This window comes from Cobetia sp. UIB-001 (genome assembly GCF_044789135.1).
GTDB lineage: Bacteria > Pseudomonadota > Gammaproteobacteria > Pseudomonadales > Halomonadaceae > Cobetia > Cobetia amphilecti.
Map to the genome: position 1 here is coordinate 2,033,461 of NZ_CP058244.1, position 21,028 is coordinate 2,054,488.

A 21,028-nucleotide genomic window follows, 5' to 3' on the forward strand; every position below is an offset into this window, starting at 1 on the left:
CGAGCGACAGTGTTACGAGCAACAATGTTACGCGCCCGCGGAGCGCTTCGCCAATGACGGTGCAAGCCCCTGTGCCAGCACGTTGTAACTTTTGTCTAACATGCTTGTAGGACATATTTACCGTGTCAGAGGCCACAGGGTCAACCTGAAGGCCGATACGCGGGTAACCGTGCCCAGCGACACGGGACTCCCGAGGCCGCGCGAGTCCTGATACCATGTGGCCAATTCATCAAGGAGATTCCCGTGACCGATCAGACCCATCAGCCTGCGACAGGCCAGTTTGACTTCGACCTGTTCGTCATTGGTGCCGGCTCCGGCGGCGTTCGCGCTGCCCGGACCGCCGCCGCGACCGGCGCCCGCGTTGCCGTGGCAGAAGACCGCTACCTCGGCGGTACCTGTGTCAATGTCGGTTGCGTGCCCAAGAAGCTCTACTCCTACGCTGCCCACTACCATGACTCCTTCAAGGACAGCGCCGGCTTCGGTTGGGATCTGGGCGACGCCCCGCGCTTTGACTGGGCGACCCTGCGCGATCGCAAGACCGCCGAGATCTCTCGTCTGAACGGCATCTATCGCAATCTGCTCAACAATTCCGGCGCCACGCTGATCGAAGGCCGTGCCAGCATCGCCGATGCCAACACCGTCGTCGTCAATGGCGAGCGTCACACCGCGGCCAAGATTCTGGTCGCCACCGGTGGCTGGCCGTTCCTGCCGGACTTCCCAGGTCGTGAACATGCGCTGGATTCCAACCGCATCTTCGATCTGGAAAGCTTCCCGAAGCGCTTCTTCGTCATCGGTGGCGGCTATATCGCCGTCGAGTTCGCCAGCATCTTCAATGGTCTGGGTGCCGAGACGCACCTGAGCTATCGCGGCGACCTGTTCCTGCGCGGCTTCGACAACGAAGTGCGTGAGTTCACGCGTGACGAGATGGCCAAGAAGGGCGTCAACCTGCACTTCAACACCACGGTCGAGTCCATCGACAAGCAGGGCGACGTCTACAGCGTGCGCCTGAGCGATGGCCAGGTGCTGGAAGTGGATTGCATCCTCGCCGCCACTGGTCGCAAGCCGAACATCGAAGGCCTGGGGCTGGAGAATGTCGATGTGGCGCTGAATGTCGATGGCACCGTGCGCGTCAACGAGCGCTTCGAGACCACCACCTCGTCCATCCTCGCGCTGGGCGACATCATCGGCGGTCCGGAACTGACGCCGGTGGCGCTTGAAGAAGCCATGCACCTGGTGCGAGCGCACTTCGGTGACGGCGTCGTGGGTGGCCTGGACTACGACAGCATCGCGACAGCGGTCTTCTGTCATCCGAACATCGGTACCGTCGGCCTCAGCGAAGAAGCGGCGCGCGAGAAGTTCGACAGCATCCGCGTCTACACCGCTGACTTCCGTCCGCTCAAGCACACCCTGTCCGGCAGCGATGAGCGCAGCCTGATGAAGCTGATCGTCGATGACGCCAGTGACAAGGTCGTCGGCGTGCACATGGTCGGTGATGAAGCCGGTGAGATCATGCAGGGCATCGGCATCGCCGTGCGTGCCGGTCTGACCAAGGCCGACTTCGACCTGACCGTGGGCATTCACCCGACGGCAGCGGAAGAGTTCGTCACCATGCGCAGTGTCACGCGCACCTGACAAGCCAGTCGCAGAGACGGCTCGTCGAAATGACTGAGCTTCGAAAAAACTGAACGTCGAAACAGAACATCGAAAACAGAACGCCCCACGGCCTTGCCGTGGGGCGTTTTTGCATGTGTCTTCTGCGTGCTCCCAGGCGCAAATCAACCGCGAAAGGGGAGTCATGGTTACTGAGTAACGTTGCAGGTTACACAGTCAGCAACAGCGACTATCTGAATCCGCGCTGTAAAGTTGCACGCAATGAGGAAGTGGCCATCCTCGTGTGGCGAGGGACAAGTCGCTGTCTGCGCAGTTCACTGCCAACACCTACACCTTTCGTAGCATAAAGCATGACAAGCTGGTACTCGCACACTTCAGCTATGCTAGTCTCAGTGCAGCGTTATGCACCTCAAATTACTGAAATATCAGCCATGTGGCAGTGGATAAGCCTGAAAATCGGCCTGTTTCACACGCGTTACAAGCAAGGGCCTGGCTGGTATCGAGGTGCACGACGGCAAGACCAATAACAAGCCAGCAAAGGGAGTTTCAACATGACCATGATCAAGAAGTCGCTGACAGCGGCGGTCGCGACCGCAGGTCTTGGCCTGATGGGGATCTCCGGAGGCGCCAGCGCCGCCGAGCAGACCTTCGTAACCATCGGCACCGGCGGTGTAACAGGCGTTTACTATCCGGCTGGTGGTGCAATCTGCCGCTTGGTCAACCGTGGCAAGGCCGAACACGGCATTCGCTGCAGCGTCGAGTCCACGGGCGGTTCCGGCTACAACCTAAACAGCATCCGTACCGGCGAGCTGGACATGGGCGTTGCCCAGTCTGACGCGCATTACAATGCCTATGAAGGCAAGGGCGATTTCGAAGACTTCGGCCCGAACAAGGACCTGCGTTCACTGTTCTCCCTGCACCCGGAACCGTTCACCGTCGTCGCCCGCAAGGACAGCGGCGTGACTGAGTTCGACCAGCTGGAAGGCAAGCGCATGAACATCGGCAACCCGGGTTCCGGTCAGCGCTCGACCATCGACACTCTGCTGTCCTCTCAGGACAAGGACACCAGCGTGTATTCCGTGGCCTCCGAGCTCAAGGCCTCCGAGATGTCTTCCGCGCTGTGTGACAACAAGATCGACGGTTACGTCTACGTCGTGGGTCACCCGTCCGGTTCCATCAAGGAAGCGACCACCACCTGTGACGCGAACATCGTCAATGTCACCGGCGACGCCGTCACCAAGCTGGTCGAAGAGAAGCCTTACTTCTCCGTCGCGACCATCCCGGGTGGCATGTACCGCGGCAACGATGACGACGTGACCACCTTCGGTGTCCGCGCCACCATCGTCTCCAGTGCCGAAGTCGAAGACCGCGTCGCCTACGAAGTGGTCAAGGCCGTGTTCGACAACTTCGATCAGTTCCAGCGCCTGCACCCGGCGTTCCAGGTCCTGAAGAAGGAAGAGATGGTCAATGCTTCCCTGACGGCGCCGCTGCACGATGGCGCCAAGCAGTACTACAAGGAAGCTGGCCTGCTGAGCGAGTGATATGCCCTGCGCGCCTCGCCTGCGAGGCGCCGTGCATGAACGCTCACCCTGCGCTCAGGGAGCCGAGCACAGGGAGCACAGGGAATTCCCGGAGACCGCACTCGTTGCGGTCTCCGTGCTTGTGGAAAGTCTGCATTCCCGGGCGGCCACTTAGGTCGTGCAGGAAAAGGTCGAGCAGGAAGAGGCCGAGCAGGGAAAGCGCAGCAGCGACACCCGCCGTCAGCGTGCAACCAGGACTTGCCTGCGAGTGGCAAGTGGCGTGACGGCAGCCGCAGCATGGACAAGCGTGACCATACAAGGTCTCACGCTCGTCACGAGCCTAGCTCGCTGCCCGTTCAGGAAATCGTTCAGATAATTTGCGCCCTGATCGGGTGAATCAATGGAAACATCTGTCAGGCCGGACATACTGAAGACGTAACCAGCTTGATAAGCATGTGGTTGAGCAGGGCCTTCTGGTCGAGCAAGAAGGTGACCTGCCAGCCATCGCCTGACTCGCGTACCGGATCACAAAAAATGACCAAAACCCAAACTGCAGCAACGTCTCAGGCGCCAGACGCCGAGACGCATCATGATGCTGAAGTCCTCGAGATGCTGGAGTCGGAAACCGGCGGCCGTCATCCCGTGGGCTTCGTGGGCCGCCACTTCATGTGGCTGATTCCACTGGCATGGTCGTTGTTTCAGCTTTACCACGCCTCGCCGCTGTCACTGCTCAATTCCGACACCGCGCGCGCCGTGCATCTCTGTTTTGCCATCTCGCTGGCCTTCGTGGCGTACCCGGCCTACAAGGGTGCCCCCGCCAATCGCATTCCCCTCTATGACTGGGCCCTGGCGATCTTCGCCGTGGCGGGTGTCGCCTATGTGCTGATCTTCAGTGATGAACTGGCACGTCGCGCTGGCGCCTATACCACCGTGGACCTGGTGTTCTCGGGGATCGGCCTGGTCCTGCTGCTGGAAGCCACGCGTCGCGCACTCGGGCCGCCCCTTGCGGTCGTCGCCAGCGTCTTTCTGCTCTACAGCCTGTTCGGCGCCTACATGCCCGATGTCATCGCGCATGCCGGGGCCAGTCTCAACAAGCTGCTCGGCCACCAGTGGCTGACCACGGAAGGGGTGTTCGGGGTCGCGCTCGGCGTTTCCACCGACTTCGTGTTCCTGTTCGTGCTGTTCGGTGCCTTGCTGGAACGCGCTGGCGCCGGCAACTACTTCATCCGCATGGCCTTCTCCATGCTCGGTCACATGCGCGGCGGACCGGCCAAGGCCGCCGTCGTCGCCTCTGGCCTGTCCGGCATCATCTCCGGCTCCTCCATCGCCAACGTCGTCACCACCGGCACCTTCACCATCCCGCTGATGAAGAAGGTCGGCTTCCCGGCCACCAAGGCGGGCGCCGTGGAAGTGGCCGCGTCCACCAATGGCCAGCTGACGCCGCCGATCATGGGCGCCGCGGCCTTCCTGATGGTTGAATACGTCGGCATTCCTTACCTTGACGTCATCAAGCATGCCTTGCTGCCGGCATTGATCTCCTACATCGCCCTGATCTACATCGTGCACCTGGAAGCGTGCAAGGCCGGCATGGAAGGCCTCAAGCGCACCCAGAAGACCAGCATGATCGCGACTCTGCTGACCTTCCTGACCGTCTTCATCGGCATGGGAATACTCACGCTGGTCGTCTACTACGGCATCGGCTGGATCAAGACCCTGGCGGGGGATGGCGCGGTCTGGATCGTGCTGCCGCTGCTGCTGGCCTCCTATGTGGCACTGATCGCCTATTCGGCACGCTTCCCGGAGCTTGGGGAAGGCGACATCGATGAACTGCCGCCGGTCGGCCCGACCGTCAAGGTCGGTCTCTACTTCCTGTTGCCGGTCGTGGTGCTGGTGTGGTGCCTGACGGTCGAGCGCATGTCACCGGGACTGTCGGCCTTCTGGGCCGTGCTGTTCATGATCTTCATCACCGTGACCCAGCGTCCGCTGGTGGCCATCTTCCGCAAGGAAGGCAATGTCGGCGGCGCCGCACAACGCGGTGGCGAAGACCTCTTCCATGGCCTGGTGATCGGCGCCAAGAACATGATCGGCATCGGCGTGGCCACCGCAGCGGCAGGTATCGTCGTGGGCACCGTGACCCTGACCGGGCTGGGCCTCAAGATGACCGCCTTCGTCGAGTTCATCTCGGCCGGCAACCTGATGCTGATCCTGATCTTCACCGCCGTGATCAGCCTGATTCTGGGCATGGGCCTGCCGACGACTGCCAACTACATCGTCGTCTCGACGCTGATGGCGCCGGTCATCGTCAATCTGGGCGCGGAAAACGGCCTGATCGTGCCGCTGATCGCCGTGCACCTGTTCGTGTTCTACTTCGGGATATTGGCCGATGACACGCCACCGGTGGGGCTAGCCGCCTTCGCGGCGGCCGCGATCGCCAAGGCAGACCCGATCAAGACCGGTATCCAGGGTTTCACCTACGATATCCGCACCGCGATCCTGCCGTTCATGTTCATCTTCAATACCAACCTGTTGCTGATGAACATCGACAGCTACTGGCACCTGGCGATCACGGTGGCCTCGGCCGTCGCGGCGATGCTGGTCTTCGCGGCGGCGACGCAAGGCTACTGGCTGACGCGCACGCGCTGGTACGAGACCATCGGCCTGCTGCTGATCACCTTCACGCTGTTCCGTCCGGGTTATTGGTGGGACATGATCTATCCACCGACCACCATGGCCGCACCGCAGCAGATCGAGACGCTGATCGCCGAAGCGCCGGTGGACAGCAAGCTGCCGATTCACGTCTCGGGCATCAACCTGGATGGCGACGAGGTCTCCAAGACCGTGTTGCTGCCAGTTTCTGATGCCGAGAGTGGCGAAGCCCGTCTGACCGATGTCGGCTTGACGCTGGATATCAGCGACGAGCAGGTACTGGTCAGCATGATCGAGTACGGTAGCGTGGCACAGCAGGCCGGCATCGATTTCGACTACACCATCGATGGCATCCAGCAGACGGCTAAGCGTCCGCCGAAGGAAATCGCCATGCTGCCGGCACTGGCATTGCTGTGGTTGATCGGCTTCCTGCAGGTACGTCGACGCCGTCAGCAACCCGCTGTTGCCTGACGCCGCAGCGCTATCCGCTCGACAAGATAGCGTTTGAGCACCAACCCTCACGGCCGATGCCGTGAGGGGATAAACAAAAGCCGCCCCCGAGATGCTCGGTGGGCGGCTTTTTCATGCCTGCGGCGCTGACTTATGCCTGAGGCGCTGACTTTGCGTGTGGCGCGGCTGGCTCTCTCTGCTACAGGTTGGCGCTGCTCAGCATGGTGCTGTCAGGCACATGGCAAGAAGGCATTTCATGAGGGAGCAACAGTATGCGCCTGCCTTGCGTGACCTGTCTGCAAGGCTAGCGTGAAATCTGAACGCGTTTTTGCAACACGATCGACATATTCATCATGCTAGCTTCAAGGGGCACACTCCAACGGAAGGCATGTCGCCAATGGTAAGAGTCGAGAAGCAGTCCCGTCGTCTGTACGTCCTCGATACCAACGTGCTGATTCACGACCCCTCAGCCCTGTTTCAGTTTGACGAGCATGATGTCGTCATTCCGATGACGGTGCTGGAGGAGCTGGACAAGCACAAGAATGGCAACAAGGAGATTGCCCATACCGCCCGCCAGATCAGCCGTACGCTGTCCGATCTCACCGCGGATGTCACACCTCAGGAAATCCTGCGTGGAATTCCGCTCCCGCCTTCCATGAATGGCGCGGGCAACCTTCACTTCCTCTCCGGCCATGTCGATCAGAGCGACGCCTGTGCCGACAATCGTATTCTCGCCGAGACTCGCAGCCTGTCTGCACGCTGCCAGGACGCCTCGGTCATCCTGGTGACCAAGGACATCAATCTACGCATCAAGGCCGCCGCCCTGGGCATGGCGGTGGAAGACTATCTGACGGATCGCGCCTTCACCGACAGCGACGCCATGATCGAAGGCGTCAAGCTCTTTCATGAGGCCGGCCACGACGGCCAGGGCGTCTGGGACGACATGCAGGTCGATGTCACCGTCACGCGCGAGCACCATCGCACCTTCTATGAGCTGTCAGGCCAGATGCCCAAGGACTGGTACCCGGGCATGCTGATCGCGGATTGCGATGGGGATGATGGCGCCAGTTTCGAAGCCATCGTGCGCGAGCTGGAGCACGACTATGCACGCCTGGAAGTGCTGCAGAACTATCGCAACGAGCGCAGCGCCTGGGGGGTGAATGCCCATGACAGTCGCCAGAACTTCGCACTCAATCTGCTGATGGACGACAGCGTCGACATGGTGTCGATCGCGGGCAGTGCAGGCACCGGCAAGACCTACATGACGCTGGCTGCCGCGTTCGAGCAGACACTGGAGAAGAAGCGTTTCGAACGCATCATCTTCACTCGCGCGCCGATCGCGATGGGTGAAGAGATCGGCTTTCTGCCCGGCACCGAAGAAGAGAAGATGTCGCCGTGGATGGGGGCCTTCCACGACAACATGGACAACCTGCTGCGCAAGGAGGGAGAAGGCACCAGCGCCTGGAACGAGGAGGCCACGCGCGCCTGGATCGGCAATCGCGTCCAGATCCGCTCACCGTCCTTCATGCGTGGGCGCACGCTGAGCGACACCTTCCTGATCATCGATGAAGCCCAGAACCTGACGCCCAAGCAGCTCAAGGGGCTGCTGACACGGGCGGGCGCCAACACCAAGGTGGTACTGCTGGGCAATGTGGGCCAGATAGACACTCCCTATCTGACCGCCAACACCTGCGGCCTTGCGGTGGCAGTGCAGCGCTTCAGCTCGTGGCCGCATGCCAGTCACGTGACACTCAAGTGCGTCGAGCGCTCACGTCTGGCACTGGTCGCGGAAGAGCTGCTGTGAGGTGTTCGCCACACTTTTGACAACCTGATAGTCACCCGATGGCGTCGCCATCACGACACTGACGGCTCTGATATCACGAGCTTGGCATCACGAGAATGAGAACTCGACAGCACTGACAAAAAACGCCGCCCTGATGGGCGGCGTTTTCGTGTGCATTGCGTCATGTCAGTCATGGAGATCACGCCGCAAGTGCGTGGTGAACACTCGACAAGGCTTTCAGCATACGAAGGGCGGCAAGGGCGCAAATGCCAGGCGTTCCTTGAGCAGCTTGTTCTCGTGCGTCAGCTGCCCGAGCTGGGCCTCCAGGCGTGAGTATTCCGCCGAGGAGTGCTCCAGCTGCGCACGCATGTCCTTGAGCTCCGTCTCGCGCTGCTGGCAAGCCGAGGTCTCCTCAAAGCGGCGACGCTCTTCTTCCTGCAGCTGCTTGCGTTGCTCGGCCGCCTGGGCATCGAGACGCTCGACGCGCTTCTCGAGCTGCTCCTGACGACGTCGATGCTGCTTGTCGAGCTCGCTCTTCTCGAGACGTGCATCATCCAGCATCTTCATCAGGCGCGTTTCACTGGCCTCATGGCGCGCCTCTTCCTGCGCAAGGCGTTCCTTCCACTCGATTTCCTGCGCCTGAATCGCCTGCTGATGACGCTCGTGGTCCACTTCGCGCGTGCGCTCCATGGCCGCGATGTCTTCCTGGGCCAGGGTCAGGCGCTTTTCGAGCTTGTCCTGCAGCTGCTGCCAATGCTCCTGCTCATTGGTCAACGTCGCCAAGGCCTGCACACGCTCTTCAAGGCGCGCCTGCACCTGGGCCAATTGCTCGGACAGGGCGCTGAGACGCTGTTCGGCATCTTCCGCGCGGCGCTGTGCCTGCGCTTCGGCTTCACGCGCCTCGACGGTCTGCTTGTCCGCTTCCTGGCGATAGTGCACCAGGCTTTCATTGGCCAGTGACTGCGCCTCCTTCCAGACCGTGGCCAGGGTCTCGGTGAGACTGTCAGGCATGGCCTGGCTCAGCGGCTCATCACGCTTCTCGGCGCGCCGCTGGCGCCAGTCACGCAGATGATCGCTGATGGTGGTGAAGCTGCCGGTCCCCAGCACTTCACGAATCTTCTGCACGCTCGGGGCCTCGCCCCGTGCCATCAGTGACTCGATGGCTCGTTGTACATCCTCGTACTGGACGCCAGTGCGCGCCATGGGAATCTCCGTCCGTAGTCCGTCATTGATACGTCGTCAGTCGTTGCTGCTTGCCCGCCATTACGCCATGAAGCGCGGCCAACTACCACTCTCCAGCACGCACTCTCATACACGCAATGGCAGCGGATGGGCCACGTCATCTGGCGAGAGCAATACCTTGGATGCCGCTCGCCTTCTTCTGCCATCAATTCACCCCCAGCCTGGTGCCCATCTTAGCGATGTTTTCTGACAAGATAAAGATAATTACATATTACGTAATATGTAATTTACGATACGTATAGAGCTATAAATTCATGATTACGCGCCTTATCTTGAATTATCATAGCCGTAACGTCACAATCAGCCCCGAGGACAGGGCAAGCTTGGCCAGAACAGGGAAGGACAGAGCAGGAAAGGGCAGACAAGAGAAGGGCAGACAAGAGATGGACAAGGGCACCACAGGGCGGCGCACGCCTGAAATGACACGCCAGACGGGCGATATACAGCCGAGAGGCATCAACGGGAGTTGATCGGTGGAAGAAAGCACGCATGATGGCATCACGGCGCTGGTCGGGCATCTGGAGGTCGAGCTATCCAGAGCGCAGCAGCATGCCCAGCTGACGGCCGCTGATGATCGCTCACTGATTCGCGCCCGCACGGATGTCGAAGCCGTGGCCGCCTGGCTCAACGAATATCGCCACAGCGCTCAGACGCTGCGCGCCTATCGCAAGGAAGCGGAGCGCCTGCTGCTATGGCTCAAGGCCGAGGGAGAGCAGGGCAGAGAATCCGCCCTGGCCAGCCTGGATCGCGAACGCCTTGAGCACTTCGAGGCGTTTCTGGCCGACCCTCAGCCAGCAGAGGTCTGGATCGGCAGCGTGCGTGCCCGCAAGCATCCTCAGTGGCGACCCTTTCGCGGCCCGCTGGCCCCCGCCAGCCGCCGTCAGAGCCTGGTGATCCTGCAGGGCATGTATGCCTGGCTGATCGAGGCCGGCTACCTGTCACGCAACCCGTTCCGCCTGATGCGCGACAAGCGCCGCATGGAAAACCGCACGCTGCGCATCGAACGCTATCTCGAGCGCCCGCTATGGGACTGGCTGTGGGGGCGTATCGAAGCGCATTGCGAGGAGCTGACGCCGGTCGGTGCTTCACCTGAGGGCGGGGTGTCCCGCGAGCGCTTCGTGGCCGAGCGCCAGCGCTTTCTGTTCGCATTCGCCTACTTGATGGCGCCGCGCATCGCGGAGATGGCCGCCGCGAGGATGGGCGATATCGTCAAACGGGAAGGCCAGTGGTGGTGGCGCGTGATAGGCAAGGGCGCCAAGCTGGCCGAGATTCCGCTGCCGCCGCCGATGCTCGAGGCGCTGGTTCGCTGGCGACGCCTGCGCGGGCTCAGTGATCTACCGCAGGCACTGCCCGCCGACGAGGCACTGCCGCTGCTGGCGCGCCTGGATGGCACGACAGCGCTCGGCGACAACCAGCTCTACCGCTTGATCAAGCAGACTTTTGCCCAGGCCGCCATCGACATGCGCCAGCGAATCCAGAGTCCCGGCGACGCCAGCGAGCTGATGGCACGCACCCTCGATCAGGCAAGCCCTCACTGGCTGCGCCACACCGCGATCACCCATCAGGCACAGGCCGGGGTAGAGCTGCGCTTTCTGTCGCGCTCCGCCAGACACTCGCGACTGGATACGACATCGCGCTACCTGCACGCCGAAGACAGCGAGTGGCAGCAGCAGATGGCCAGACATTCGCTGGCGACGCCAGGCCATCCGCCTGAGGCGCCAGAACACGACTCATGAGCGCTGTCACCACGCTCAGGCCCCAAGGCGCCGTGCGTCCGGCGAGGTCAGGCGTTATCATGGCGACAGCGTATCTTCAGACACTTTGCAGTGACATCATCGGGAGTCAGCATGAGCGACGCGCAACAAGCGCAGGCGGAACTGGTCGAGGAATTCAGCTTCTTCGACAACTGGATGGACCGCTATCAGTACATCATCGACATGGGCAAGGCGCTGCCGGAATACCCGGAAGCACTGAAAGGCCCTGAGACCAAGATCGACGGCTGCCAGTCCAACGTCTGGATTCATCCTGAAGTGCGTGGCGAAGGCAGCGAGCAGCGCCTGCATTTCCAGGCGACCTCGGACGCCGCCATCGTGGCAGGCCTGATCGCCGTGGTGCTGCGCATCTACAACGACCGGACGCCGCAGGAAATCGTCGCCACCCAGCCGACCTTCCTCAACGAGCTCGGCCTCGACAAGCACCTGTCGCCGACGCGCTCCAACGGCCTGCATGCGATGCTCAAGCGTATCTACGGTGTGGCCGAGCTGCACGCCAACGCCTGAGGCCTGTCGTCTGGGGGCTGATGCTTTAGCTCTGACGCTTCAGGTCTGGGCCGACATGAGTAACGCAAGACGCCCGCCATTCCAGTCTCGAGATTTCGAGCGGAATGGCGGGCGTCTTTTTGGGCTTTTCTCAAGAATTTCTCAGGGCTTTCTAAGGTCGTTCAGCAGGGCGTTTTCACGCCCTCAGCGATGCTCGCGCACCTCCAGCACATGCGTCATGGCCTGATGCTGACCATCCCAGACATAGCGCAGGTGCGGCCCCTGAATGGGGATGCTGACAGCCGGCGGACGCAGAATGGCCGCGCACTCGGCGCTTGCATCCACCTGGGCGTGGCGCACGCTGGGGTAGAGCAGGCCAAAGCTGCCAGCTTCTCGCAACCTGGCGGCAAAGGCCTGGCCGGCTGGGTAGCTGGCCATGTCTGGCTGACAGAGGGCGTCATGACCCTCGCGAATGTCATGCAGTGGCTGCGTCACGCGATTGACGTAACTGCGCATGGTCATTTCCTGACTGGGCTGCGCGGTATCAGCCAGAAAGCGCGCCATGTGGAAGCGGGTCTCGCTGATCGCGGTGTCCAGCGTACTGGCACAGTAATAGACCCCGAAACTGCCATCGGTGAAGCGCGAGGCACGCCCGATATGCGTGAAGGCCGCCATCACCGGCGTGGAACCCGGCCCGCTGATGCGGTCTTGCGGTGCGACGCGACTCAGCTCGCCGGCTTCTTCGCGCAGGCGGTCATTGGTCAGCGCCTCGATGGCAAACGCCATCTCCAGCTCATCAGGCTCGAGAATATCCTCGAATACCGAAATGGGCGGGAAGGCGCTGGAGATCACGCGCCAGGCGTTCTGCCAGTCCGGCAGCGTCAGCGCGGGCAGGGCGGAGTCATCGACATGCTTGCCTTCGCTCGTCCATTCGCTCATCCACGCACTCCGTCGAGATAACGGCGAGTGTCGGCCAGCGAAACCACCTGGCCGGCCAGCATGTAGTCCAGCGCACTCTGGCCATTGAAGGGCGCCGCACGATTGGGACGACGTACCCATTCATGGGCCATCTCGGGCGTATTGCTGAACAGGATGCGCAGAGCCTTGTGGATCCCCATCACGTAGGAGATACGCTCCAGGGTGTCGTTGGGCAGGCGCACTTCCGGCAGCTTGCGATACTTGTGATAGGTGGTGGTACCGATGCCCCCCAGCAGCACGCGCTGATCCGCCGCGCTGCACTGCCACTTCTCCATGATGTTGAAGAAGGACTTGAGGGCAACGCGGCCCGCACTGGGGCTGGTCGGGGACACACGATCGAGGGCGGCTGCGGCGGACATGACATTCTCCTGCTGACAGACGATGACGTCACAGCTGACGCCATACACATGTGAATTATAACACAGAAACACTTCACATGCGTACCGCCAGCCGCAAGACTCCGCCGCTCGCAGGGCACTCGACCCAGTCACTCACAAGGCGCATGCCCTCAAGGCCTGGGCGCGTCGTCCTGATCATGCGCATCGCAGCAGCTGGCAGACGAGGCGTGATCCTTGCGCGGTGGCACGGGGTCCACGCCACCCGGCCCGCCCAGCGGATGGCAGCGTGACAGACGTCTGGCCGTGAGCCAGCACCCCTTGAGGGGCCCATGCACCTTGATGGCCTCGAGTCCGTAACTGGAGCAGGAAGGATAGAAGCGACAGCGCGGCCCCAGCAGCGGGCTGAGCACCAGCTGATAGCCGCGCAGCAAGCCGGTCAGCAGGCGCGTCATGACCGACGTCACGCCGCGCCTGAGGGAGTGGCGACGTTCAGGCGTTGCCATACAGGGTGTTCGGGTCAATGATCGGTGCATCGGTAATCTCGGCACCTTCAGCATCCAGGCGCCAGTAGAAGCAGCTCTTGCGCCCGGTATGGCAGGCAGGACCTGTCTGATCGACCTTGACCAGCAGGGTATCGCCATCGCAATCCAGATGCGTACTGACCAGCTTCTGCTGTTGGCCCGAGCTCTCGCCCTTGCGCCACAGCTTGCTGCGCGAGCGTGAGAAGTAGCACACGCGACCGGTGGAGAGCGTCTCGCGCAGGGCTTCGGCGTTCATCCACGCCATCATCAATACCTCGCCGCTGTCATGCTGTTGCGCGATGGCGGGAATCAGGCCGTCGCCATTCCAGGGCAAGGCGGCGATCAGCGCCTCCAGCGCGACCTTCTCGCCGACGTCGGCATTCTCCAGCGACTTGAGCAGTCCATCCTGTGCCATTGAGGGTGTTTCCTTGCAGAGTCCATATCGAAGCCCCTTCAAGCGTCATGTCACGCTGGCAGGGGCTCACGCAGTATCAGTATCACAAGCCGCGAATCAGCGACGCAGCCCGCCACGCGCGCTGCGCCAGATGAGCGACAGCAGGTAGGCGACACCGGCCACCAGCACGATGGTTGCGCCGGCGGGCAGGTCGAACTGCCAGGAGAGCGCCAGCCCACCGGTGGTGAAGGCCATGGCCGCCAGACTCGCGATCACGATCATCATGCCCAGTGAGCGCGCATGATGGCCGGCAAGCGCGGCAGGCAGGGACAACAAGGCCAGCACCATGATCAACCCCACCGCCTGCAACAGCAGCACGACGGTGATCGCCACCATCACCAGCAGCAGCAGGTAGAGCGTCTTGACCGGCACGCCCCGCAGACGCGCGAACTCTTCATCGAAGATCACCGCGGTCAGTGGGCGATGCACCAGCAGCAACACCAGTGCCAGACCTCCCACCATCCAGGCGAGGGTGCCGATGGCATCCGCGGGCACCAGCAGCAGGTTGCCGAACAGATAGCTCATCAGATCAACCTTGTAACCCGGGGTCTGACTGATGAACAGGATGCCAGTGGCCATGCCGATGGCCCACAGCGCACCGATGACGGTGTCTTCCTGATCAAAGCCCTTGAGACTGATGTAACCGATCAGCAGGGCGGCAAGAATGGCGCTGATGAAGGCGCCGACCAGCGGGCTTGCGCCCATGAAGTAGGCGATCCCCATGCCGGCAAGCACGGTATGGGCGATACCCCCGGCCAGATAGCCGATGCGGCGTACCACGACATAGGGGCCGACCAGACCGGCCGCAAGACTGGCCAGCAGACCAGCGAAGAGGGCGTTCTGGAGAAAATCCTGGCTGCCCAGGGCGGTGATGAAATTCATGTAATGTAAGCCTAGAGCGCAGAGCGGGCGACGTGAAGGAAGTGAAACAGGCCAGACGGACAGTCACCGGCCGCGACATCAGTGATGGTGATGGATCATCTGGACGTTTTCACCATAGAGCCGCTCGATCGATTCAGCGGTGAGCGTCTCGGTGTCATGGACGATCATCTTGCGGTTGAGGCAGGCGACCCGATCGACGTAATCGCTGATGAAACCGAGATCGTGACTGATCACCACCACGCTCATGCGGTTGGCCAGGCGATTGAACAGCTCGAACAGGGAGCGCTCGCCGTCGCTGTCGACACTCGCGGTGGGCTCATCCAGCAGCAGCAACTGAGGCTCGGCCGCCAGGGCGCGAGCGATCAGCACACGCTGCAGCTGACCGCCGGAGAGGGCATCGATATGCCGACGGCGCAGATGACTGATACCGACTTCTTCCAGCACCGCACCGATCGCCTCACGGTCCGCGCGTGGCCAGGGACCCCACTGACGACGACGCCCTTGGCGCCCCATCAGCACGACATCTTCCACGCGGATGGGGAAGCGCTTCACGAAGTTGGCAAACTGCGGCACATAACCGATATGGCGCGCGGCGGCCTTGGGCGTGCGCCCCAGCACCCGGACACAGCCAGCCGCCGGCTTGTGAAGACCGAGTATCAGCTTGAGCAGCGTGCTCTTGCCGCCACCGTTGGGCCCGATCAGTCCCACTATCTCGCGCGCGCCGACCTGAAAGTCGACATCGTCGAGAATGACCTGCTCGCCATACCGGAAGGTCACGCCGCGAATATCAATGGCATCCGGTGCATCTGCCGGCACCGGGCGAAAGACCGGTCCGACACTGCGCCCGGTGGCTGACGCCTCCGGATGGCTGTCCGTGCGCGGGCGCGCGACGGAGATGGGGCTGACCATGACGTAAGGTACCTCGTTGCAACGCAGACGGGCGCATGAGCGCCCGTCTGACTTTTCGATGGGGCAGGGCATTGTGCAAGACCAGACGATATGCGCAATACCCGGCCGGCAATTACTGGCTGTCAGTCAACTCGAAACCCGCCTTCAGCGCTTCGGTGGCGTGCTTCAGGTTGTCGAGATAGTCCTCTGCCAGCGGGTCCAGCACGGCCACTTCGGCCTCCAGGGAGCTGGCGATCCGCTTGGCCGCCGTCTGGGAGAACTGCCCCGAGACGAAGATGGTGCCGATGTTCTCATCCTTGGCACGCGTGATCAGCGTGGCCATCTCGCGCGGCGTGGGCTCACGGCCACTGACTTCAATGGCATGCTGCTCGAGCGAGTAGCGGTCCGCGAAGTAGCCGAAGCTGGGATGGAAGATCAGGAAATTGCGGCCCTTGTAGGGCGCCAGCGTCTGAGCGATCTGCGCATCCAGCTCGCTCAGGGTCTTGAGCAGACGCTGCTCATTGGCATCGATCTCGCTGGCATGCTGTGGCAGGCGTGCCTCGAGCACCTCGGCGGCACGCTCGACGACGGTCTGCATGCGCTGCGGGTCCAGCCAGAGGTGGGGGTCGGCTTCGCCGAGGTCCTCATCCTCGTCATGCTGGGCACCATGCTCCTGATGATCAGCGTGCTCATCGTGGTGCTCGCCGTGATGTTCTTCGTGACCTTCGTGCTCGCCGTGATGCTCTTCGTGACCTTCGTGCTCGCCGTGATGCTCTTCGTGGGCCTCATGATCAGCATGCTCGTCGTGATGTTCTTCGTGAGCTTCGTGCTCGTCGTGTTCATCATGGTCGGCATGATCGTCATCGTGATGCGCGTCCTGCTCATGAGCATGCGCTTCATCATGACCGTGGTCATGCGCCTCACCACTGCCGAAGTGGCGTGTGTTGAGACCCTCTTCCAGATGCACGACCTGCATCTCGGTGTTGTTCTTCACCAGGCGCGGCAACCACACCTGCTCGAAGGGCACGCCGATGGCGAGATAGAGCGGGACCGTCGACAGCTCAGCCACCTGGCGCGGGGTCGGGTCGTAGGCGTGCGGGCTGTCGCCCGGCTTGACCAGCGTGGTGATCTCGACATGCTCACCGGCCAGCTGATCGACCATCCATGCGATGGGCGGCACGCTGACGGCCACATGCAGAGGGGCGCTGTCCTGGGCGTGGGCGTGGGCGGCAGGCGTCGCGAACGCGGCAAGCGCGCCCAGCACACTCAGCGGCAGGGCACGCGCAGCCCGCGGACCCAGCGTGCGCTGGACCCGGGACAGCAGCTTTTCACACAACACTTGGCGAGACGCCAGGGGAGAGCCCGCATGCATACTCATGACACCACTTCCTTTGCTAGTGATCACGGCATGATGCGGGCAGGACGTGCCGAGAACCGGCACGCCAGGACCGCCATCAGCCGCGGTTGAACGAGAGTCGCTGGCCGTTGGCCACCGGATTGACGGTCTTGCCGTCATAGGCTTTCACGCCGTTGACGAAGGTCGCATCGATACGCGCCTTGAAGGTCACGCCATCGAAGGGGCTCCAGCCACACTTGTAGAGCACGTTGTCACGCGTGACGCTGGTCTCGCCATTGAGGTCGACCAGCACCAGGTCTGCGAAGGCCCCTTCACGGATGTAGCCGCGATCGACGATGGAGAAGCGATCCGCCACGTTGTGGCTGGTCTTCCGCACCAGGGTCGCCAGGTCATAGATGCCGTCCTGTACCTGGTCGAGCAGTGACAGCAGGGCATGCTGCACCAGCGGCAGGCCGGAAGGCGCCTTGAAGTACGGGTTCTGCTTCTCTTCCCAGGTATGCGGCGCGTGATCGGTGGCGATGATATCGATACGGCCATCCATCACGGCAGCGCGCAGGGCGGCGCGGTCTTCAGCGGTCTTCACTGCCGGATTGCACTTGATCAGGCTGCCACGGGTGTCGTAATCGGCGTCGCTGAACCACAGGTGGTGCGCGCAGACTTCGGCGGTGATCTGCTTGCCCTTCATCGGGCCGGCCTTGAACAGCGCCATTTCCTCGGCGGTGGTCAGGTGCAGGACATGCAGCTGGGTACCGTTGCGGGTCGCCAGGTCGATCGCCAGACGCGAGCTCTTGATGCAGGCTTCGCGCGAGCGGATCAGGCCGTGTTCGGAGAAGGGCACGTCTTCCCCGAAACGCTCACGCCAGCGCGCCTCGTTCTCGAGAATCATCGGCGTGTCTTCGCAATGCGTGACGATGGGCGTCGGGGCATGCTTGAAGATGCCTTCGAGAATCTCCGGATCATCGACCAGCATGTTGCCGGTAGAGGCGCCCATGAAGATCTTGATGCCGCAGGTCTGGTTCGGATCCAGCGTCTTGATCGCTTCCAGGTTGTCGTTGCTGGCACCCAGATAGAAGGCGTGGTTGGCATGGGCACGACCGGCCGCCACGGCAAACTTGGCTTCCAGTGCATCGCTGTCCAGGGTCGCCGGTTTGACGTTGGGCATGTCGAAGAAGGTGGTGATCCCCCCGGCCACGGCAGCAGCAGACTCGGTGGCGATGTTGCCCTTGGCGGTCAGGCCCGGCTCACGGAAGTGCACCTGATCATCGATCATGCCCGGCAGCAGATGGCGGCCAGCGGCATCAATCACTTCACGTGCATCAAGGTGAGACAGGTCGCTGCCGATGGCGTGAATACGCCCGCCCTTGATGCCCACATCCTGAGTGGAAATGGTGCCTTCGTTGACGACTTGCGCCTGTGAGATGCGGATGTCCAGCATGTGACGTCCTCCGTGGGAAGCAAATGTTATATCGTATCAAAAGCGCTCGCAAGCGCCGTTCACTGAGCGTTTTCTGCCATGGCAGCTGCTTGAGAGGTGCAATCCTGGCAACGCCCCTCGAGTTCGATGGTCTGGCGTTCGATCGAGAAACCATGGCGATCGGCGCTGGCGACAAGCCGGGTGCCGAGATCGTCATCATGCATTTCCTCGACACGACCGCAGCCGCGGCAGATCAACAGCTGAAAGCCGTGCTGATGCTCCGGGCAGTGGCAGGCAAGGTAGGCATTGAGTGATTCAATTCGATGGACGAGGCCCTGTTCGAGCAGAAAGTCCAGTGCACGATAGATCGTGGGAGGGCGGGCAGCGCCATGTTCCTTGGCGAGCTGATCCAGCAGGTCATACGCCTTTAGTGCGCCATGACTGGTCGCGATCATTTCCAGTACACGTCGCCGAATCGGCGTAAATCGCACACCGCGCGCCAGACATTGACGTTCGGCCTGGTCGATCAGCGAAAGTGGCTCTGGCATGAAGAATCCTGAGTGTCGTGAATCCCGGATGTCAAAAGGCGTCAAGCGCAATGAGGGCAAGTGCGTCAGCGCGCAGCCTGAATGACCAGATGCTTATTCTAGGGCAAATGGGCCATGACGGGCCACCGGCAAAGGCATCGGGGCTGCGTGAGTCACCAAAGGCAACGCACGGCGCAGGGGCCGACATGAAAGCGTGGACAAGCGATCAATATGATATAACATAACAATTATCGCTTTCTGGTCGCGGTGATAGACCCGCGACCATCCCTGACAGGAGGAATTCATGGCCCAGTTCGAGGCGCTGCACCCACCCCTTCACACACGACCCGAGACACGCCTGGCAGCCAGTTCGTCACCTTCGACCCTCGCGTCGGCGCCAAGGCCCGCGACCCATTGGCATATCGGTCACGAGGCACGTGACCTGGGAGCCATCTTCGACCCCGACATCAGTCTGGCCGTGATGCAACGCCGCATCGATGCGGCATTGAAGATGGCGGTCAAGGCTCAGTGCCTGGGTGCCTACCCGTTGCGCATGCGCTGGCGCGGCCCGATCAGTGATCTGCGTGAGGCGCTGGAGCGCTACCTTCCCGCACCGGATGCCGGGGCTGCGCTGATAGAGGATATCCGTGTGCTGGGTGAAGCCATGGGCGAACTCTTCGAGGTCAAGGATATCGGCATGCGACTGGAGATGACCCAGAGCGCCATGTGCCCGCGCTTTCATGTCGATCGCATCCCGGTCAGATTGGTGACGACCTACGACGGTCCGGGCACCCAGTGGCTGCCGGAACATGCCGCCGACAGGCTGGCACTGGGCCACGGCCAACCCGGCCATCAGGACATCTGCCTGGCCCCCGGCGAGATACATGAGCTGCGCCAGGGCAGCCTGGCGTTGCTCAAGGGCGAGTGCTGGCCGGGCAACGAAGGGCGAGGGCTGATCCATCGCTCACCGGTGGTGCCCAATGGCAGCCGCCTGATGTTGAGCATGGACCCCGGCTGAGCCGAGGCTTCGCTTGCGACTCACCAAACAGAAACACCCCGCCAAGGCGGGGTGTTCTTGTCATTCCAGACGCTGGAGAAGTCGATCAACCAAGGCATCGGTCAGCAAACATTCGGGACTGGCATCAGTCCGCGATGGGTGCCATGCCGACATTGGCGACATCTTCCTTGCTGCGCGAGAAGTGCTTGCGCGCAAAGGCGACACGCTCGGCGACCGGCACACCGTCGGGCTGACGCTCGATCAGCTCGAGCCGCTTGCGCAGGCCCTCGCCATTGGCCATCTGGATGGCGAGCCCCGGACGGGCGTTGAGCTCCAGAAGCATCGGGCCATGGCGACGATCCAGCACCATGTCGGTGCCCAGATACCCAAGTCCGGTCATCTCGTAACAGCCGGCAGCCAGCTCGAGCAGGGTGTCCCACTGCGGCACCTTGAGCGAGAAGATATCGTGCCCGGTATCAGGGTGCGCGAACTGCGGGCGATCGTACTGCACGCCGCGCACCGCCCAGCCACTGCCGATATCCAGCCCGACACCGACCGCGCCCTGGTGAAGGTTGGCCTTGCCATCCGAGGCCGCCGTCGACAGGCGCATCATCGCCATCACGGGATAGCCCTTGAAGACGATGACACGAATGTCCGGCACACCCTCATAGGTGAACTCGGCGAAGGCCTGATCGAAGGAGATCAAGCCTTCGACCAGCGCCACATCCGGTGAGCCGCCCAGCGAATAGAGCCCTGACAGGATGTTGGAGACGTGGCGCTCCATGTCGGCACGCGTGATACGCGCGCCACTGGGCTTCACATACTCTTCGCCATCATGGTGCTCGATGACGAGGATCCCCTTGCCGCCTGAGCCCTTGGCCGGCTTGATCACGAAACCTGCGTGATCACGCACCATGTCGACGACACGCTCGACCTCGAACTGGCTGGCGACCTTGCCGATCATCTCCGGCGAGGCCAGGCCGTACTTCTGACACAGCAACTTGGTCTGCAGTTTGTCATCGACCAGCGGATAGAGGCGGCGGTCGTTGTATTTCGAGATATACCCGATGTTGCGGCGATTCATGCCGACAACCCCCCGGGCGCGCAAGGCGCCCGGCGTGGTCCAGTTGCGCGACCAGCGATTCAGCCATGACGAGAGCAT

Annotated in this window: 18 protein-coding genes; 7 read left to right on the top strand and 11 right to left on the bottom strand. The window is 62.0% G+C overall.

What is annotated here, in order from left to right; genetic code table 11:
• The first annotated feature begins 243 nt into the window (after window positions 1-243).
• From gorA to HA399_RS08555, 4 genes are all read left to right on the top strand, one after another.
• Window positions 244-1,632 carry a glutathione-disulfide reductase gene (gene gorA / locus HA399_RS08540; protein ID WP_404326832.1) on the top strand — a complete coding sequence of 463 codons (1,389 nt, stop codon included), beginning with the start codon at window positions 244-246 and terminating at the stop codon, window positions 1,630-1,632.
• Window positions 1,633-2,168: 536 nt separating this feature from the next.
• Window positions 2,169-3,152 (top strand): TAXI family TRAP transporter solute-binding subunit, encoded by a 984-nt coding sequence (locus HA399_RS08545; RefSeq protein ID WP_215824541.1) that lies wholly within the window; start codon window positions 2,169-2,171, stop codon window positions 3,150-3,152.
• A gap of 513 nt (window positions 3,153-3,665) precedes the next feature.
• On the top strand, window positions 3,666-6,248 hold the full coding sequence (locus HA399_RS08550; protein WP_404326833.1) for a TRAP transporter permease: 2,583 nt from the start codon (window positions 3,666-3,668) through the stop codon (window positions 6,246-6,248).
• Window positions 6,249-6,624: 376 nt separating this feature from the next.
• On the top strand, window positions 6,625-8,031 hold the full coding sequence (locus HA399_RS08555) for a PhoH family protein (RefSeq protein WP_043334244.1): 1,407 nt from the start codon (window positions 6,625-6,627) through the stop codon (window positions 8,029-8,031).
• Window positions 8,032-8,247: 216 nt separating this feature from the next.
• On the opposite strand, the gene HA399_RS08560 is transcribed toward HA399_RS08555, so the two are convergent.
• Complete coding sequence (locus HA399_RS08560) at window positions 8,248-9,213, bottom strand: DNA-binding protein (protein ID WP_404326834.1); 966 nt, start codon at window positions 9,211-9,213, stop codon at window positions 8,248-8,250.
• 512 nt (window positions 9,214-9,725) lie between these two features.
• On the opposite strand from HA399_RS08560, the gene HA399_RS08565 reads away from it, so the two are divergent.
• Together HA399_RS08565 and HA399_RS08570 are read left to right on the top strand one after the other, a co-directional pair.
• Window positions 9,726-10,988 carry a tyrosine-type recombinase/integrase gene (locus HA399_RS08565; RefSeq protein WP_404326835.1) on the top strand — a complete coding sequence of 421 codons (1,263 nt, stop codon included), beginning with the start codon at window positions 9,726-9,728 and terminating at the stop codon, window positions 10,986-10,988.
• A 111-nt stretch (window positions 10,989-11,099) separates the two neighbouring features.
• Complete coding sequence (locus tag HA399_RS08570) at window positions 11,100-11,531, top strand: SufE family protein (protein ID WP_054556665.1); 432 nt, start codon at window positions 11,100-11,102, stop codon at window positions 11,529-11,531.
• 183 nt (window positions 11,532-11,714) lie between these two features.
• Here the strand turns inward: HA399_RS08570 and HA399_RS08575 are convergent, their stop codons facing one another.
• The 9 genes from HA399_RS08575 to HA399_RS08615 form a co-directional block, all read right to left on the bottom strand.
• Entirely contained in the window at window positions 11,715-12,449 is a 735-nt protein-coding gene (locus HA399_RS08575) for an RES family NAD+ phosphorylase (RefSeq protein WP_225346677.1), read from the bottom strand.
• Window positions 12,446-12,847 (bottom strand): antitoxin Xre-like helix-turn-helix domain-containing protein, encoded by a 402-nt coding sequence (locus HA399_RS08580; protein WP_404326836.1) that lies wholly within the window; start codon window positions 12,845-12,847, stop codon window positions 12,446-12,448. The genes HA399_RS08575 and HA399_RS08580 overlap by 4 nt, the downstream gene beginning before the upstream one ends.
• Before the next feature lie 149 nt (window positions 12,848-12,996).
• Window positions 12,997-13,278, bottom strand: a complete 282-nt coding sequence (yidD, locus tag HA399_RS08585) for a membrane protein insertion efficiency factor YidD (RefSeq protein ID WP_209443810.1) — start codon at window positions 13,276-13,278, stop codon at window positions 12,997-12,999.
• Window positions 13,279-13,315: 37 nt separating this feature from the next.
• Entirely contained in the window at window positions 13,316-13,762 is a 447-nt protein-coding gene (gene hisI, locus HA399_RS08590; RefSeq protein WP_248378275.1) for a phosphoribosyl-AMP cyclohydrolase, read from the bottom strand.
• Window positions 13,763-13,858: 96 nt separating this feature from the next.
• Window positions 13,859-14,683 carry a metal ABC transporter permease gene (locus tag HA399_RS08595; protein ID WP_043334239.1) on the bottom strand — a complete coding sequence of 275 codons (825 nt, stop codon included), beginning with the start codon at window positions 14,681-14,683 and terminating at the stop codon, window positions 13,859-13,861.
• 78 nt (window positions 14,684-14,761) lie between these two features.
• Entirely contained in the window at window positions 14,762-15,592 is an 831-nt protein-coding gene (locus HA399_RS08600) for a metal ABC transporter ATP-binding protein (RefSeq protein WP_082388762.1), read from the bottom strand.
• A gap of 112 nt (window positions 15,593-15,704) precedes the next feature.
• The gene (locus HA399_RS08605) at window positions 15,705-16,949 is read right to left on the bottom strand and encodes a metal ABC transporter solute-binding protein, Zn/Mn family (protein WP_404326839.1); all 1,245 of its coding nucleotides are present in this window, start codon (window positions 16,947-16,949) and stop codon (window positions 15,705-15,707) included.
• A 76-nt stretch (window positions 16,950-17,025) separates the two neighbouring features.
• Window positions 17,026-18,363, bottom strand: a complete 1,338-nt coding sequence (locus tag HA399_RS08610; protein WP_404326841.1) for a dihydroorotase — start codon at window positions 18,361-18,363, stop codon at window positions 17,026-17,028.
• 59 nt (window positions 18,364-18,422) lie between these two features.
• A complete protein-coding gene (locus HA399_RS08615; RefSeq protein WP_043334236.1) occupies window positions 18,423-18,890 on the bottom strand; it encodes a Fur family transcriptional regulator in 468 nt (155 codons plus the stop codon).
• Between the two features lie 283 nt (window positions 18,891-19,173).
• Here HA399_RS08615 and HA399_RS08620 point away from each other — a divergent pair, with 283 nt between their 5' ends.
• Window positions 19,174-19,887 (top strand): DUF1826 domain-containing protein, encoded by a 714-nt coding sequence (locus HA399_RS08620; RefSeq protein ID WP_404326842.1) that lies wholly within the window; start codon window positions 19,174-19,176, stop codon window positions 19,885-19,887.
• A gap of 124 nt (window positions 19,888-20,011) precedes the next feature.
• On the opposite strand, the gene HA399_RS08625 is transcribed toward HA399_RS08620, so the two are convergent.
• Window positions 20,012-21,028: an alpha-L-glutamate ligase-like protein gene (locus tag HA399_RS08625; RefSeq protein WP_043334235.1), complete on the bottom strand. Its 1,017-nt coding sequence runs from the start codon at window positions 21,026-21,028 to the stop codon at window positions 20,012-20,014.

What these genes read in the sequence shown, in the direction of transcription:
- HA399_RS08545 (WP_215824541.1), top strand. Translation starts at nt 2,169, where the DNA reads ATGATCAAGAAGTCGCTGACAGCGGCGGTCGCGACCGCAGGTCTTGGC.
- HA399_RS08550 (WP_404326833.1), top strand. Translation starts at nt 3,666, where the DNA reads ATGACCAAAACCCAAACTGCAGCAACGTCTCAGGCGCCAGACGCCGAG.
- HA399_RS08555 (WP_043334244.1), top strand. Translation starts at nt 6,625, where the DNA reads ATGGTAAGAGTCGAGAAGCAGTCCCGTCGTCTGTACGTCCTCGATACC.
- HA399_RS08560 (WP_404326834.1), bottom strand. Translation starts at nt 9,213, where the DNA reads ATGGCGCGCACTGGCGTCCAGTACGAGGATGTACAACGAGCCATCGAG.
- HA399_RS08570 (WP_054556665.1), top strand. Translation starts at nt 11,100, where the DNA reads ATGAGCGACGCGCAACAAGCGCAGGCGGAACTGGTCGAGGAATTCAGC.
- HA399_RS08575 (WP_225346677.1), bottom strand. Translation starts at nt 12,449, where the DNA reads ATGAGCGAATGGACGAGCGAAGGCAAGCATGTCGATGACTCCGCCCTG.
- HA399_RS08580 (WP_404326836.1), bottom strand. Translation starts at nt 12,847, where the DNA reads ATGTCCGCCGCAGCCGCCCTCGATCGTGTGTCCCCGACCAGCCCCAGT.
- yidD (WP_209443810.1), bottom strand. Translation starts at nt 13,278, where the DNA reads ATGACGCGCCTGCTGACCGGCTTGCTGCGCGGCTATCAGCTGGTGCTC.
- hisI (WP_248378275.1), bottom strand. Translation starts at nt 13,762, where the DNA reads ATGGCACAGGATGGACTGCTCAAGTCGCTGGAGAATGCCGACGTCGGC.
- HA399_RS08595 (WP_043334239.1), bottom strand. Translation starts at nt 14,683, where the DNA reads ATGAATTTCATCACCGCCCTGGGCAGCCAGGATTTTCTCCAGAACGCC.
- HA399_RS08600 (WP_082388762.1), bottom strand. Translation starts at nt 15,592, where the DNA reads ATGGTCAGCCCCATCTCCGTCGCGCGCCCGCGCACGGACAGCCATCCG.
- HA399_RS08605 (WP_404326839.1), bottom strand. Translation starts at nt 16,949, where the DNA reads ATGAGTATGCATGCGGGCTCTCCCCTGGCGTCTCGCCAAGTGTTGTGT.
- HA399_RS08610 (WP_404326841.1), bottom strand. Translation starts at nt 18,363, where the DNA reads ATGCTGGACATCCGCATCTCACAGGCGCAAGTCGTCAACGAAGGCACC.
- HA399_RS08615 (WP_043334236.1), bottom strand. Translation starts at nt 18,890, where the DNA reads ATGCCAGAGCCACTTTCGCTGATCGACCAGGCCGAACGTCAATGTCTG.
- HA399_RS08620 (WP_404326842.1), top strand. Translation starts at nt 19,174, where the DNA reads ATGGCCCAGTTCGAGGCGCTGCACCCACCCCTTCACACACGACCCGAG.
- HA399_RS08625 (WP_043334235.1), bottom strand. Translation starts at nt 21,028, where the DNA reads ATGCTCTCGTCATGGCTGAATCGCTGGTCGCGCAACTGGACCACGCCG.